The 13,608-nt window shown below is 70.1% G+C and carries 14 protein-coding genes and 1 pseudogene; 5 read left to right on the forward strand and 10 right to left on the reverse strand.

The window, feature by feature from the left end; translation table 11 throughout:
• Positions 1-75 precede the first annotated feature (75 nt).
• The 5 genes and pseudogenes from HUV06_RS09465 to HUV06_RS09480 all read left to right on the forward strand — a co-directional run bounded on the left by HUV06_RS09465 (position 76) and on the right by HUV06_RS09480 (position 2,557).
• On the forward strand, positions 76-351 hold the full coding sequence (locus HUV06_RS09465; RefSeq protein WP_174301023.1) for a type II toxin-antitoxin system RelE/ParE family toxin: 276 nt from the start codon (positions 76-78) through the stop codon (positions 349-351).
• A gap of 53 nt (positions 352-404) precedes the next feature.
• A pseudogene (locus tag HUV06_RS16655) lies at positions 405-494 on the forward strand (hypothetical protein); the annotation flags it as partial.
• Positions 495-1,129: 635 nt separating this feature from the next.
• Positions 1,130-1,573: a 50S ribosomal protein L21 gene (gene rplU, locus HUV06_RS09470; RefSeq protein ID WP_174301024.1), complete on the forward strand. Its 444-nt coding sequence runs from the start codon at positions 1,130-1,132 to the stop codon at positions 1,571-1,573.
• 18 nt (positions 1,574-1,591) lie between these two features.
• Positions 1,592-1,885: a 50S ribosomal protein L27 gene (gene rpmA / locus HUV06_RS09475; protein WP_174301025.1), complete on the forward strand. Its 294-nt coding sequence runs from the start codon at positions 1,592-1,594 to the stop codon at positions 1,883-1,885.
• 138 nt (positions 1,886-2,023) lie between these two features.
• Positions 2,024-2,557 carry a GNAT family N-acetyltransferase gene (locus tag HUV06_RS09480; RefSeq protein ID WP_174301026.1) on the forward strand — a complete coding sequence of 178 codons (534 nt, stop codon included), beginning with the start codon at positions 2,024-2,026 and terminating at the stop codon, positions 2,555-2,557.
• Positions 2,558-2,629: 72 nt separating this feature from the next.
• On the opposite strand, the gene HUV06_RS09485 is transcribed toward HUV06_RS09480, so the two are convergent.
• The 10 genes from HUV06_RS09485 to rsmH form a co-directional block, all read right to left on the reverse strand.
• The gene (locus tag HUV06_RS09485; RefSeq protein WP_174301027.1) at positions 2,630-3,676 is read right to left on the reverse strand and encodes a quinone-dependent dihydroorotate dehydrogenase; all 1,047 of its coding nucleotides are present in this window, start codon (positions 3,674-3,676) and stop codon (positions 2,630-2,632) included.
• 2 nt (positions 3,677-3,678) lie between these two features.
• Positions 3,679-4,023 (reverse strand): DUF952 domain-containing protein, encoded by a 345-nt coding sequence (locus HUV06_RS09490; protein ID WP_174301028.1) that lies wholly within the window; start codon positions 4,021-4,023, stop codon positions 3,679-3,681.
• Complete coding sequence (locus HUV06_RS09495; RefSeq protein WP_174301029.1) at positions 4,020-4,508, reverse strand: histidine phosphatase family protein; 489 nt, start codon at positions 4,506-4,508, stop codon at positions 4,020-4,022. The genes HUV06_RS09490 and HUV06_RS09495 overlap by 4 nt, the downstream gene beginning before the upstream one ends.
• Before the next feature lie 59 nt (positions 4,509-4,567).
• The gene (gene murD / locus HUV06_RS09500; RefSeq protein WP_174301030.1) at positions 4,568-5,983 is read right to left on the reverse strand and encodes a UDP-N-acetylmuramoyl-L-alanine--D-glutamate ligase; all 1,416 of its coding nucleotides are present in this window, start codon (positions 5,981-5,983) and stop codon (positions 4,568-4,570) included.
• A 172-nt stretch (positions 5,984-6,155) separates the two neighbouring features.
• Complete coding sequence (gene mraY, locus HUV06_RS09505; protein ID WP_174301031.1) at positions 6,156-7,265, reverse strand: phospho-N-acetylmuramoyl-pentapeptide-transferase; 1,110 nt, start codon at positions 7,263-7,265, stop codon at positions 6,156-6,158.
• Positions 7,266-8,786, reverse strand: a complete 1,521-nt coding sequence (gene murF, locus HUV06_RS09510) for a UDP-N-acetylmuramoyl-tripeptide--D-alanyl-D-alanine ligase (RefSeq protein WP_174301032.1) — start codon at positions 8,784-8,786, stop codon at positions 7,266-7,268.
• Positions 8,779-10,239, reverse strand: a complete 1,461-nt coding sequence (locus HUV06_RS09515) for a UDP-N-acetylmuramoyl-L-alanyl-D-glutamate--2,6-diaminopimelate ligase (protein WP_174301033.1) — start codon at positions 10,237-10,239, stop codon at positions 8,779-8,781. Before HUV06_RS09515 ends, murF begins: the two co-directional genes overlap by 8 nt.
• A gap of 184 nt (positions 10,240-10,423) precedes the next feature.
• A complete protein-coding gene (locus HUV06_RS09520; RefSeq protein WP_254601019.1) occupies positions 10,424-12,205 on the reverse strand; it encodes a penicillin-binding protein 2 in 1,782 nt (593 codons plus the stop codon).
• Positions 12,202-12,654: a cell division protein gene (locus tag HUV06_RS09525; protein ID WP_174301034.1), complete on the reverse strand. Its 453-nt coding sequence runs from the start codon at positions 12,652-12,654 to the stop codon at positions 12,202-12,204. Before HUV06_RS09525 ends, HUV06_RS09520 begins: the two co-directional genes overlap by 4 nt.
• On the reverse strand, positions 12,654-13,608 hold a 955-nt coding region (gene rsmH / locus HUV06_RS09530), incomplete at its 5' end, for a 16S rRNA (cytosine(1402)-N(4))-methyltransferase RsmH (protein ID WP_174301035.1). The genes rsmH and HUV06_RS09525, both read right to left, overlap by 1 nt.

A 13,608-nucleotide genomic window follows, 5' to 3' on the forward strand; every position in this document is an offset into this window, starting at 1 on the left:
TGGGGGAAGGAAGGCGAGTTGCCTCCGCCGAACGCTGGGGATTGACACCGTCGGCGGTCGCCGGCTGTCATCGCCATGCCCGCACCTTTCAGGGTCATCTGGACGCTTCGCGCCGAACGCGATCTTGCGGGCATCCGCGACTACGTAGCTACAGAGAGTCCTACAGCCGCTGACCGTCTCGCGAACCGACTTTTCCAAGCCGGTCGGCGGCTTTCTGACTTCCCGGACGTGGGACGACTGGAGGGCGTTACACGGGTGCTCACCACGGTGCCGCCCTACCTCATCCGCTACAGAGTGCAGCGCGAGGGCGTGGTCATTGTCGGTGTACGCCACGGCGGAAGGCGACCTTGATGGCGAGCGGCCCGCTGACCGGCAGAGAGAAAAGAATATTTCCGATGGACGAGGCGGAGAAGGCCATGTTCGCCAAGTCGGTGGACTCGGTGAAGGGCCTGGTGGAAGCCTGCAAGGGGATCGACGAGAGCTTGAAGGGCTGACGCTGCAGCAGGCGTTCTTTGCTGCCTGCGATGGCTAGTGAATGTCGGTGCCTCTATAGGCAGCCCTGTCGCATCTCACCGTGAATAGCCGTGAGCGCCTGCATTTGTACAGAATACTTGATGTTGTAGGTATCGGCGCAGATTGCTCGCATAACATACTTCTGTGCATAGAAGTCATAGTTGTCTAGCAGCTTAAGTGTGTGGGGATCGATGACGTGGCCCCGTATATCAAATATGTGGTTTGCCTCGTCTTGAAGCTCACCTTGATGCGTTCTGATAATGAAGTGCTCACGCTTTAGTTCTTGAACCAAACTTTGGCTAGGCGATCCAATAGGAAATCGCGTCGAAAGACGTTGATTGAAGGCATCTTCCTCTCCTTCGGGTAACCCTCTGGCGAGCGGCGGTAGTCGTTCGCAGGAGGCCAAGGCCAGGAAGAGTATCGCTGCGTGGGTGAGGCGGGGTCTCATAGGACGACGCTCACATTGCTCCGCGATGCTGGCAAGCCCGTGAAGCGGCGTTGACGTAGGACGTGCTATCCGTATATTGCGCCGCTCATCGCCCGCGGGGTCACTCGCGGGCGCTTCGTTTTTGCGGCCACACGCGTGTGGCCTGCCGACTGACAAGGTTCCTCTCCCATGTACGCGGTGATCAAGACCGGCGGTAAGCAGTACCGGGTGCAGCCGGGCGACCTGCTGGTCGTCGAGAAGCTGGAGGCGGGCGAGCCCGGCTCGGAAGTGTCCTTCGACCAGGTGCTGATGGTCGGCGGCGCGGCCGGCGTGACCGTCGGCGCGCCGATGGTGGAGGGCGCGGTGGTCACCGCGACCTTCATCGAGACCCGCAAGGGCGAGAAGGTCTACACGGTCAAGAAGATCCCCCGCCAGGGCCACCGCCGCCACAAGAACCACCGCCAACAAGAGTCGGTGCTGCGGGTCGTCGGCCTGTCGGCCTCGGGCGTGGACGAGACGTGGGACGGCGAGGTCGACCTCACCACCCGCGCGACGCTCCGCGAGCGCGCCCGCAACCTGGCGCCCCGCGCCAATGCGCCGATCGCAGCTGATCACGCGCTGGTCGAAGCGTAAGCAGGAAAGGACAGCGATATGGCTCACAAGAAGTCCGGCGGCTCCTCCCGCAACGGCCGCGATTCGGCCGGACAGCGCCTCGGCGTGAAGAAGTTCGGCGGCGAGCATGCCCTGGCCGGCAACATCCTGGTCCGCCAGCGCGGCACCAAGTTCTGGCCGGGCACCAATGTCGGCCTGGGTCGCGACCACACCCTGTTCGCCACCGAGACGGGGGCTGTGAAGTACACCACCAAGCGCAACGACCGCACCTACGTCTCCATCGTGCCGGCCAACGAGAACACCTCGACCGACACGGTAATGGCCGCCGAGTAGAGCACGCGATCCGCCGTCCGGGTCGCCACCAGCGATCCGGACCGCAAGACTCAGTCCCGCGGGGGAGTCCGGATCACCGGGCTCCCCCGTTTTCGTTTCCTCCCCGGGCGCAGCGGGCCCAGCCCGCGAGGGGGAAGCATGTCCGCTGATCTGCTGGAACCGAGGATCGAGACGGAGAGGCTGGCGCTGCGGCCGCCGCGCCTCTCGGACGCCGTATACATCGCCGAGCTGGCCAACGATCCCGAAGTGGCGCGGATGACGACAGGCGTCCGCTATCCTTACCGGTTATCAGATGCGGAGCTTTATCTCAGCGCTCTAGCCAAGGGCGGGTTGTCCCAGACGCGCGCTTTCCTGATCGAGCACTGCGAAGTCGGACCCGTCGGGATGGCGGGCTTGTACCGCGGCAAGACCATCTGTGCGGAACTCGGCTTCTGGCTGGGCAGGCCCTTCCGAGAGAGAGGGCTCGCAACCGAGGCGGTCTGCGGACTACTTGGCTGGGCGGCAGATGACTGGCGTTGCCGCGCCACGCTTGCGGGGCATTTCGCAGACAATCCGGCTTCGGGGCGCGTGCTGGAGAAGGCGGGCTTCCTCTACACGGGCGAGGTGCGGCAGCGCTTCAGCTTCGGGCGGGGCCAGGACGTGGCGACGCGGATGATGGTGTGGCTGGCGTGAGGAGGCCTTTGGCTGATTTACCCGGCAGGCTGGCCTAGATCGCTCGCAGTCGCGGCGGCGGCCCGCCAGCCCTCAGACCGCCCCCTTCGCCTCGAAGATCGAGGCGAACCCGTCAGACCGCAGCCGGCGGGCCAAGTCGCGCTTGAGGCGGCGGACCAGGCCCGGGCCGCTATAGACCAGGGCGGTGTAGAGCTGCACCGCGCAGGCGCCGGCGCGCACCTTCGCGTAGATGTCCTCCGCGCTGGCGATCCCGCCCGCCCCGATCAGCGCCAGGTGGGCGTTGGCGTTGGCGTCGTGGAAGCGGCGGAGCGTTCGGGTGCTGAGCGACATCAGCGGCGCACCCGAAAGGCCGCCGGTCTCGGTCCGCTTGGAGGATCGCAGGTCTTGCGGCCGCTCCACGGTGGTGTTTGACACGATGATCCCGTTCAGCCCATAGCCGGCCGCCACGCTGACGATGTCGGCGACCTCCTGGTCCTTCAGGTCCGGGGCGACCTTGAGCATCAGCGGGTAGTCGCGGGTGCGGTTCAGCGCCTCCCGCGCCTCCCGCAACCGCCCCGCCAGCTCCTCCAGGGCGGCGCGCGCCTGCAGGTTGCGCAGGCCCGGCGTGTTGGGGGAGGAGACGTTGATGGCGAAGTAGTCGCAGCGGCCCCACAGGCGCTGAAGCCCGGTGACATAGTCGCCGATCCGATCGGTGGCGTCCTTGTTGGCGCCGAGGTTGGCGCCGACGATCCCTTCGCGCGGGGTCTCCAGCCGTCGGGCGAAGTCCTCCAGCCCGCCGTTGTTGAAGCCCATCCGGTTGATCACCGCCCTGTCCCGGGGCAGGCGGAACAGGCGCGGCCCCGGGTTGCCGGCCTGGGACAGGGGCGTGACCGTACCGCACTCCACAAAGCCGAAACCCGCGGCCAGCATCGGATTGAAGACTTCCGCATCCTTGTCATAGCCAGCCGCCAGACCGATGCAGTTGGGCAGGTCCATGCCGGCCAGTCGCACCGAAAGCGCCGGATCGCCGAGCCCCCGATCGCGCGGACCCAGCCCCGCCTTCAGCGCGCGGAGCGACAGGTGGTGGGCGGCTTCGGGCTCCATCAGGCGCAGGGTGCGGGCAGCGAGGTCGTGCAGCATGCTCACGCCTCGAGCGGACCGGGATCGGGCCACCCCTCCACATTCAGCTCCAGCGGCTGGGCGGCGGCGACCTCCGCCGGATCGAGCGGACCGTAGAGATGGGGGAAGAGCCGACCGCCGCGGGACGGCTCCCACCTCAGCCGCTCGCCGAGCGGCTCCACGGAAATCCTGAGCAGAATCAGGCCGTCCTGTCCCGCGAAGTGCAGCCGCGCCGTCTCGGCCGCCTGCTCGGCGGTGGACAGGTGGATGTAGCCGTCACGCAGGTCGGCGGCCGAACCTTTGAAGCACCTGGCGTCCTGGGCGGCGATCCACTCGGCGCGCGGCATGATCTTGTAAACGTGGCTCACACCGCCGCCGGCCGGAAGACGCCGAGGCAGGCGGTGCGTCCGTGGACGAACTCGAAGGCCGCTGCTGTTGCGGTAGGGAAGCCCTGCTCCAGGGCGGAGCGTTCCTCGACGCCGGCGGCGATGCAGGCCTGGACCAGGGCCAGCGCCAGGGCGCCGACGCCTGGGTTGTGCGCGACGACCAGGATCGTGTCGCCTTCAGCACTCTCCGCTGCGCCCCGGAGGACCGCCGCCGGGGCGTCGTAGAGGGCGGGCGTGATCTGCAGCGTCACGTCCGGTAGGTTGACGCCGAGCGCCTCGAAGGTCTGGCGGGTGCGCAGCGTGGGCGAGATCAGCGCCAGGTCCGGGATCAGCCCTGCGGCAGCCAGTGCGTGGCCGACGGAGGCCGCGGCGCCGCGGCCCTCCTCGGTCAGGGCGCGGTCGATGTCCGCGCCGCTTGCCGAACGGCGCTCCGCCTTGGCGTGACGAAGCAGGATCAGGCGTTTCATCACCGCAACATGCCCGCCTTCGCGCTCGCGCGCTAGGCGGGAAGACGGGAGGCTGCGGCCTAGCCCGCCGCCTGGCGCGCCGGCGGGTCGCGCAGGGCCTGCACCAAGCTGCGGAAGGCGTCGCCGCGGACCTCGAAGTCCGGAAACTGGTCGAAGGACGCGCAGGCCGGAGAGAGGAGGACCACAGCGTCCCGCCCGCTCGCTGCGGCGTCGCGCCAGGCGTGCTCCACCGCGCGCTCCAGGGTCCCGCAGGCCTCCACCGGGGCCGCGCCTTGGAGGGTGCGGGCGAAGTCTTCCGCAGCCTCGCCGATCAGGTAGGCCTTCTCCACCCGGTCGTAGAGATCCGCCAGCGGGGCGATCCCGCCGGCCTTCTCCCGTCCACCGGCGATCCAGTAGAACTTCGGGATGGCGCACATGGCCTGGCGGGCGGCGTCGGCGTTGGTGGCCTTGCTGTCGTTTACGAAGCGCACCCGCCCGATCGCGCCCACGTCCTCCATCCGATGCGCGAGCCCTGGGAAGCTCATCAGCGCGTCGGCCGCGTCGCCTGGCGAGACGCCCAGCGCCAGGGCCGCAGCGTAGGCGGCCGCCGCGTTCTGCCAGTTGTGGCGGCCGGGCAGGCCCGGCGCGCGGCTGAGATCGCACACCTCCACCGTCCGCTCGCCGGTGGCGTCGTAGAGCAGGCCCTGCAGGGCGTAGTAGCCCCGCCCCATGGCGCGGCCGGCGGAGATGGGGCGGATGGTGCGCCGGTTCAGGGCCAGAAGCTCGGTGCAGAGGTTCTGGCCGATGGCGTCGTCCACGCCGACGATGGCGGTGTCGCCCTTGTCCTGGTTCAGGAACACCCGCCGCTTGGCGGCGAGGTAGCCCTCCATGCCGCCGTGCCGATCCAGATGGTCGGGCGAGACGTTCAGCAGCACCGCCGCGTCGGCCCTAAGGCTGGAGGTGAGGTCGAGCTGGTAGGACGACAGCTCCAGCACGTAGACCGCGCCGCCGTGCATGCCCTCCAGGCCCAGCACGCCCGCCCCGATGTTGCCGCCGATCAGGGCGTCCTTGCCCGCCGCGTTCAGGATGTGGCCCAGCAGGGCTGTAGTGGTCGACTTGCCGTTGGTGCCGGTAATGGCGGCTATCTTCGGCCGCTTCCAGGGCTCCGCGGCGTTCACCGTGCGGGCGAACAGCTCGATATCGCCAAGGATTTCGACCCCTGCGGCCTGGGCCTTGTTCACCACCCAGTGGGGTTCCGGGTGGGTTAAGGGCACGCCCGGCGAGACCATAAGGGCGGCGAAGCGGGAGAAGTCCGCCTGACTGAGGTCCACCAGCGGCAGGCCTTCGGCTGCAGCCCTGGCGCGGGCGTCGGCGTTCTCGTCCCAGACCGCGAGCTTGGCCCCGCCGGCGACCAGCGCGCGAGCGGCGGTGAGGCCCGTGCGCGCCAGGCCGAAGACCGCGACGGTCTTGCCGCTGAAGCCTGTGACCGGGATCATCGGACCCCCACCCCTATAACCCGCTCATCCCGGCGAATGCCGGGACCCAGATTGCAGAGCGCGACGCTTGCGGAGACGGGCGCACGTGCGCCAACCCCCGCCCGGCGGAATCCTGTGATCTGGGTCCCGGCATTCGCCGGGATGAGCGGATCAAGGGGCATGGCCATCGCGCTCACCTCAGCTTCAAGGTGGCGAGGCCGGCGAGCGCCAGCAGGATGGAGACGATCCAGAAGCGGATCACCACGGTCGACTCCGCCCAGCCGAGCTTCTCGAAGTGGTGGTGGACAGGCGCCATTAGGAAGACGCGCTTGCCGGTCCGCTTGAAGTAGCCGACCTGGATCATGACGCTCAGCGTCTCGGCCACGAACAGGCCGCCCACAATCACCATGACGATCTCGTGCTTGGCGACGACCGCGATGGTCCCGAGCGCGCCGCCGAGCGCCAGCGATCCCGTGTCGCCCATGAAGATCTTGGCCGGCGGCGCATTGTACCAGAGGAAGCCCATGCCGGCGCCCATCAGCGCCCCGCAGATGATGGCCATCTCGCCGGCGCCGGGGATCGGGTGGACCTGCAGGTAGTCGGCGAACTTCAGGTTGCCGACCAGATAGGCGATGAAGCCGAAGGCGGCGGCGGTGATCATCACCGGCACGATGGCCAGCCCGTCCAGCCCGTCGGTGAGGTTCACGGCATTGGAGAACCCGCCGATGAACACCATGCCGAACACCACGTAGAACCAGCCGAGCCTGAGCAGCAGGTCCTTGAAGATCGGGAAGGTGACCGAGGTGCGGACCGCCGCCTCAGGCATCTTCTGCCCAAACTGCACGATCAAGAGCACCGCGATCCCGGCCACCAGGAACTGGACCAGCAGCTTCATGCGGGAGGAGACGCCGGCGACGGTCTGCTTGGTGACCTTCTCGTAGTCGTCCATGAACCCCAGGCCGCCGTAGGCCGCGGTGACCATCAGCACGACCCAGACGTAGATGTTCTTCAGGTCGGCCCAGAGCAGGGCGCCCACCAGGACGCCGGCCAGGATCATGAAGCCGCCCATGGTGGGCGTGCCCTTTTTCTCCAGCACGTGGCGCTCGATGCCGTCGGTGCGGATGGGCTGGCCCTTGCCCTGCTTGGTGCGCATCCAGCGGATGAAGCGCGAGCCCATGGCCACCGCCACGATGTAGCCGGTGACGAAGGCCAGCCCGGTGCGGAAGGTCAGGTAGCGCAGCAGGTTCGCCACGGGCAAGTAGTGGTGGTGGGCGTCCAGCGACTGGTAGATCAGATAGAGCATCTAGCGCTGGGCTCCGGCCGGGGTGAGGCCGCCTCGGGCGGGTGCGGCCTCGACCAGGGCCTTGACGATAAGCGCGGCGTTGGAGCCGTTGGAGCCCTTGACCATCACCGTGTCGCCTGGACGGACGGCGGCGAGGACGGCGGGGGCGAGTTCGGCGGCGTCGTACGCCCACACGCCGCGGCGCCCCTGCGGCAGGGCGTCGTGCAGGTGGCGCATGGAGGGGCCGGCGAGATAGGTCGCCGTAATGTCGGCTAAGCGGATGGGCTCGGCCAGCTCGGCATGGTGGCGGGCGGCCTCGGGGCCGAGCTCCAGCATGTCGGTGAGCACCGCCAGACGGCGGGGCGGGGCCTTGGCCAGGGTGTCGAGCGCGGCGCGCATGGAGACGGGGTTGGCGTTGTAGCTCTCGTCCACCAGGGTGATCTCGCCGCCGGGAACGGACACGTGCCGGGCGGCGCCGCGGCCGGCGAGGGGAGTGAAGGTCGCAAGCGCTTGGAGCGCACAAGCGACGGGCGCGCCGAGAGCCTCAACCGCCAGGAGAACTGCGAGGCTGTTCGGCCCCCAGTGGGCGCCGGCCTGGGCGATGGGGAAGCTTAGGTCGCGGCCGTGGAGACGGGCGTGAATGTAGGCCCCCTCGGTCGGGTTCGCCGCCCGCTCCTCCAGGGGGGGAGCATCTGTTGCGCCTGATCCTCCCTCCCTGGGGGAGGGGGACCGCGAAACGGTGGAGGGGGCTTCCCGGTCGAAGCTGATCAGCTGCGCATCGCAGCTCGCGCCCCGCCCAAAGCTAAGCACTTTCGCGCCCGCTGCACGCGCGGTGTCGGCCAGCAGCTCGAACCATGTGTCGTCGGCGTTGAGCACCGCAACGCCGCCGGGGGCCAGGCCCTCGAACACCTCAGCCTTGGCGCGGGCCACGCCGATCTCGCCGTTGGGGAAGTTCTCCACGTGGACGGGGCCGACAGTGGTGACCACCGCCACGTGGGGGCGGACCAGCCGCGAGAGGGGTCCGATCTCGCCGGCGTGGTTCATGCCGAGCTCGAACACGGCGAACCGCGCGTCGCAGGGCAGGGCGGCCAGGGTGAGCGGCACGCCGATGTGGTTGTTGAAGGACTTGACCGGGGCGTGGCTGGGTCCCGCCAGCTTCAGGGCGGCGGCGATCGCCTGGGTGACGCTGGTCTTGCCGACCGAGCCGGTCACCGCACAGCGCTGTGCCGGCGAGCGGTCGCGGGCGGCGGCGGCGAGGCTCTGCAAGCCTTGCAAGGTCTCATCAACCCTAACGCAAGGTAGCGGATGGTGTCTTCTACCGCGCAGCGGGGGAGAAAAGACGAGCGCTCCCGCGGCTCCGGCGTCCGCGGCTGCGTCCAGGTAGTCGTGCCCATCACGCTCGCCGACCAGGGCGACGAACAGCTCGCCAGCCTTCAGCGTGCGGGTGTCGATGCCGAGGCCGGACACCGCGAACGGCGCGCCTGTCGCTTCGCCGCCCGTGGCGGCCGCGATCTCGTCCGACGTCCAGAGCACCTCAGGCATGGACCGCCTGCAGCGCGGCCTGGGTCTCGACCACGTCGTCGAACGGGTGGGTGACGCCCGCCACCGTCTGCCCCTGCTCGTGGCCCTTGCCGGCGACGACGAGCACGTCGCCTTCGCCCAGCTGCTCGACCGCGGCGCGGATGGCGGCGCGGCGGTCGCCGACCTCCAGGGCGCCGGGAGCGCCGGTCATTACGGCGGCGCGGATGGCGGCGGGGTCCTCGGAGCGGGGGTTGTCGTCGGTGACGATGCAGATGTCGGCCAGCTCATGGGCCGCGCGACCCATCAGGGGGCGCTTGGCGCGATCCCGGTCGCCGCCCGCGCCGAACACCACCAGCAGGCGCCGCTTCACGTGGGGGCGCAGCGCCTCCAGCACGGTGTGCAGGCCGTCCGGCGTGTGGGCGTAGTCCACATAGGCTTCGCCGCCGTTCGGGCCGGAGCCCACCCGCTGCAGCCGGCCCGGCGCGCCGGTCAGGTGTTCGAGCGCGGCCATCACCGCCAGCGGGTCCTCGCCGGCCGCGATGCACAGCCCCGCCGCCACCAGGGCGTTGGAGGCCTGGAAGCCGCCGGCGAGCGGCAGGCGCAGGTCGAATGGCCGACTCAGCACATAGCCGGAAAGGCGCTGACCGAAGGGCTCGGGCCGGCGGGCGGTGAGGCGGATGGCCGAGCCGGTTTCGCCCACCGACATGACGCTCAGCCCATGGATCACCGCGGCGGCGGCGAAGGCGGGGAAGTCGGCGGCGTCGGCGTTGAGCACCGCGCTACCGCCGCGGGGCGTCAGCTGCTCGAACAGGCGCAGCTTGCAGGCGCGGTAGGCGTCCATGCCGCCGTGGTAGTCCAGGTGGTCCTGGCTGAGGTTGGTGAATCCCGCCGCCTTGATCGTCAGCCCGTCGAGCCGGCGCTGGTCCAGGCCGTGGGAGGAGGCTTCCAAAGCGAGGTGACTGACGCCGCGGCGCGCCAGCTCGGCCGCCAGGCGCGCGACCTCGGCGGCGTCGGGCGTGGTGAGGCCGGGGGGCGTAAGGGCGTCGAGGCGGTCGCCGTCCTCCGCCTGGACGCCCAGCGTGCCCATGCTGGCGGCGTGGCGGCCGAGCCGGGCGAAGATCTGGCGGCAGAAGGTGGCGACCGAGGTCTTGCCGTTGGTGCCGGTGACCGCCACGATCGTCTCCGGCTCCGCCGGCTGCAGCCTACGGGCGGCCAGGGCGTAGAGGCGTCGCGCGTCGCAGGCGCGGACCAGGGGCGCGCCGGTGTTCGGGGTGTCCTGGGGCGCGAGCACGGCGGCGGCGCCGGCGGCCAGCGCCTGCGGGATGAAGGCGCGGCCGTCGCTGGCTGAGCCGGGGAGGGCGGCGAAGAGGAAGCCGGGGCGCACGGCGCGGCTGTCGGCGGTGACGCCCTCAATGAGGGGGTCGGCGTCGGCCGGCAGGCTGCGGGCCACCAGGGCGGAGAGGCGCACGCTCATGCGGCTTTTCCTCCCCTGCGAAGCGGGGGAGGGGGACCATGCGCCGCATGGTGGAGGGGGCTCCCCAGGCGCTGCGATCGAAGCTGCGGCGAGCGGCGCGCTCCACGAGCCCCCTCCGTCACGGCGCAAGCGCGCCGCGCCACCTCCCCCGCTTTGCGGGGGAGGACAAGGATAGCCACCCCCCTCATTCGGCCATGTCCGAGGGCTTGGCGACCTGGCCGGGGAGCGGCGCGTCGGCGGTGATGATGCGCTTGACGCCCAGGAAGGGCGCGATGCGGTCGATCACGGCGCCGGCGGTGGGCGCGGCGTTCCAGCCGGCGGTGATGAAGCCGAAGCTGTCCGGCGTCACGTGAGGGGCGTCCAGGGTGATCATCACCAGATAGCGGTCCGCATTGATCGGACCGTCGGTGGGGAAGACGGCGACGAAGGAGGACACGTTGTCCTTGGAATAGTGGCCATGCTCCGGCTTCTGGGCTGATCCGGTCTTGCCGCCAACCCGCAAGCCGACCGCGTCCGCCTTGTGGCCCGAGCCTTTGGGATCGGTGTGCACGTTCATGCGCATAAGCTGCAGCATCTGGTAGCTGGTCTGTTCGGAGATCACCCGCCGCCCGTCGGGGATGTGCGCGGGATCGACCTTCCTGATGGTCAGCGGGCGGTACAGGCCGCCGTTCATCAGCGCCGTATAGCCGGTGGCCAGCGCCAGGGGGCTGACCGAGATGCCCTGGCCGAAGGCGATCTGGGCCAGGGTCTGGTCGGTGAACTGGCGGGGCAGGATGGGGCGGGCGGATTCCAGCAGCTCGCTCGGCGCCGTCTTGAACAGGCCGTAGCGCTGGAAATAGGTCTTCATCCGGTCCGGCCCGGCGCGCATGGCGAGCGTCGCCGCGCCGATGTTGGAGGAGTGGGTGAAGACCTGCCAAAGCGCCAGCTGGCTGTCGCCCTTGTCGAAGTCGTGGATCAGGTGGCCGCCCACCATGATCGGCGCGTGCACGTCGAAGGTGGAGTCCAGGGTCACTACGCCGGTGTCCAGGCCCATGGCGATGGTGAAGGCCTTGAACACCGAACCGAGTTCATAGACCGAGGCCGCTTCGTGGTTGGTCAGGTTGGGGATGGGGGAGTGACCCGGCGCGTTGGGGTCGAAGTCCGGGACGCTGGACATGGCCAGGATTTCGCCGGTTTGAATGTCGACCACCATGCCCTGGGCGGTCAGGGTGCCGAACTTGGCCTGCGCCTTCTGCAGCTCGTCCTGGAGCGCGGCCTGGACGCGGATGTCCATGGCGAGCTGGACCGGCTCGCCGGTGGCGGCGCCCGCGTGCAGTTCGCCGTCCAGCGCCTTCTCCGCGCCGGCGATGCCTCGGCCGCCGGCGTCGGAGAAGCCGATCAGGTGCTCGGCGGTCGGCCCCAGCGGATAGACCCGGCGGGGCTCCTCCTCGAAGCTGACGCCGGGGAGGCCCAGGTCGTGGACGCCGCGCATCTCCTGGGGCGTCAGCCCTCCGGCCAGGTACTCGCGCCGGCCGCCGTGCAGCGCCTTGTCCAGCCGCTCAGGCGACAGCTTGGGGAAGGCGGCCGGCAGCTTGCGGCGGATCTCGTCGGTGTCCCAGATCTCGCGCGGGTCGAGGTAGAGGCCGTAGTGGGTGAGGTCGACCGCCAGCAGCTCGCCATTGCGGTCGGTGAGATCGGCGCGGGCGCCGGCGAGCGGCGGGGCGCTGTGTCCGGCCGCCTCCTCCGGCGCGAACAGGGCGGCGCGGGTGGCGCGCAGGCCCAGCGTCACGAAGGCCAGGGAGAAGATCGACAGCACGAAGAAGATGCGCAGCCGCGTGTCGTCGACCGCCCGGCCCGACGCCTTGGAGCGCTCGAAGGCGCGCTCCACGTTCCAGACCATCTCCACGGCCCAGCGCCAGAGCTGGGCCGGACCGTAGGGCTCGCGATAGTTGGGGAAGTCGGCGCTGACGGGGTCGATGGGGCTCACAGCGGGGCTCCGGCGGGCTTGGCGTCGGTCTTCGCGGTGGCGATGGGCGCAGCGGTCGGCGCCTTGGCGGGTGGCGCGGCCCCAGTGGCGGCCTTGGACTTGGCGGAGTCCTTCGGCGGCGGCTCGGCGGCCTGGCGCGCGATCTCCATCAGGCCGGTGTCCGGCGTCTCGTGCTTGGCGGGGATCGGCGCCAGGCCGAGATACTGCTGGGACAGCTGCTCGATCCTGGCCGGCGCCTCCAGGTGGGCGAGTTCGGCGTCGAGCAGGCGGACGCGGTGCTGGGTTTCGGCGATCTGCTGGTCGACATCGCCGATCTCGGCGGTCTCGTGGCCGGCGTGCGCCTTGGAGAAGTAGACCACCAGCACCAGCGCCGTCAGACACAGGAAGGCGGCGATCTCGATGACGCGGAAGCCGCGGATGCGCTTCTCGAACAGGAAGGCCAAGGGCATCAGGCGCGCCTCCTCTCGGTGGGCCAGGGCGGCGCCTGGGTGCGCACGGCTGCGCGCAGCTTGGCGGAGCGGGCGCGCGGATTTGCGGCGGTCTCGGCGGAGTTGGGGGTCTGAGCGCCGTCGATCAGAAGCTCGAAGCTTGGGGCGGCCGTCTCCGGCGCCGGCGGGGCGTGGCGGGAGCCGGCGGGCGTGCGGCCGGCGCGCAGCGTCAGGAAGGCCTTCACGATGCGGTCCTCCAGGGAGTGGAAGCTGACCACGACCAGCCGGCCGCCGGGGGAGAGCGCGCGTTCCGCGGCCGCGAGCCCGGCCTCCAGCTCGTCCAACTCGTCGTTCACCGCGATCCGCAGCGCCTGGAAGGTGCGGGTGGCGGGGTGAACGGGCGCGCCGCGCCGGCCGCCCAAGGCCTTCTCCACGGTTTCAGCAAGATCGAGAGTGCGGGTGAAGGGCCGGGTCTCGCGCCGCCGCATCAGGGTCGCCACGATCCGGCGCGCCTGGCTCTCCTCGCCGTAGAGCCTGAGGATGCGGACCAGATCGCCCGGTTGCGACGTGTTCACGAGGTCCGCGGCGGTGGGACCGTCGCCGCCCATGCGCATGTCCAGTGGGCCGTCGCGCATGAAGGAGAAGCCGCGCTCCGCCTCGTCCAGCTGCATGGAGGAGACGCCGATGTCGAACACCACCGCGTCGCAGCGCTCATCGCCGCTCTGCGCCAGCGCGGCTTCGAGTTCGGAGAAGGGGAAATGGATCAGGTGGAAGCGATCTGCGCCAGGATCGTCGGTGGCGGGCGCGAACCGGCCGGCGGCAGGGTCGCGGTCGAGCCCCAGCACCTCGGCCCCGGCGGCGAGGAAGGCGCGGCTGTAGCCGCCGGCGCCAAAGGTCGCATCGACGACCCGCGCGCCGGGCGAGGGGGCGGCTGCGGCCACCACCTCGTCCAGCATGACTGAGAGATGCGGGCGA

The sequence above is a fragment of the Caulobacter sp. S45 genome, from assembly GCF_903642205.1.
Classification (GTDB): domain Bacteria; phylum Pseudomonadota; class Alphaproteobacteria; order Caulobacterales; family Caulobacteraceae; genus CAHJWH01.

Coding starts and splice junctions, on each gene's coding strand:
- HUV06_RS09465 (WP_174301023.1), top strand. CDS start 76: ATGCCCGCACCTTTCAGGGTCATCTGGACGCTTCGCGCCGAACGCGAT.
- rplU (WP_174301024.1), top strand. CDS start 1,130: ATGTACGCGGTGATCAAGACCGGCGGTAAGCAGTACCGGGTGCAGCCG.
- rpmA (WP_174301025.1), top strand. CDS start 1,592: ATGGCTCACAAGAAGTCCGGCGGCTCCTCCCGCAACGGCCGCGATTCG.
- HUV06_RS09480 (WP_174301026.1), top strand. CDS start 2,024: ATGTCCGCTGATCTGCTGGAACCGAGGATCGAGACGGAGAGGCTGGCG.
- HUV06_RS09485 (WP_174301027.1), bottom strand. CDS start 3,676: ATGCTGCACGACCTCGCTGCCCGCACCCTGCGCCTGATGGAGCCCGAA.
- HUV06_RS09495 (WP_174301029.1), bottom strand. CDS start 4,508: ATGAAACGCCTGATCCTGCTTCGTCACGCCAAGGCGGAGCGCCGTTCG.
- murD (WP_174301030.1), bottom strand. CDS start 5,983: ATGATCCCGGTCACAGGCTTCAGCGGCAAGACCGTCGCGGTCTTCGGC.
- mraY (WP_174301031.1), bottom strand. CDS start 7,265: ATGCTCTATCTGATCTACCAGTCGCTGGACGCCCACCACCACTACTTG.
- murF (WP_174301032.1), bottom strand. CDS start 8,786: ATGCCTGAGGTGCTCTGGACGTCGGACGAGATCGCGGCCGCCACGGGC.
- HUV06_RS09515 (WP_174301033.1), bottom strand. CDS start 10,239: ATGAGCGTGCGCCTCTCCGCCCTGGTGGCCCGCAGCCTGCCGGCCGAC.
- HUV06_RS09525 (WP_174301034.1), bottom strand. CDS start 12,654: ATGCCCTTGGCCTTCCTGTTCGAGAAGCGCATCCGCGGCTTCCGCGTC.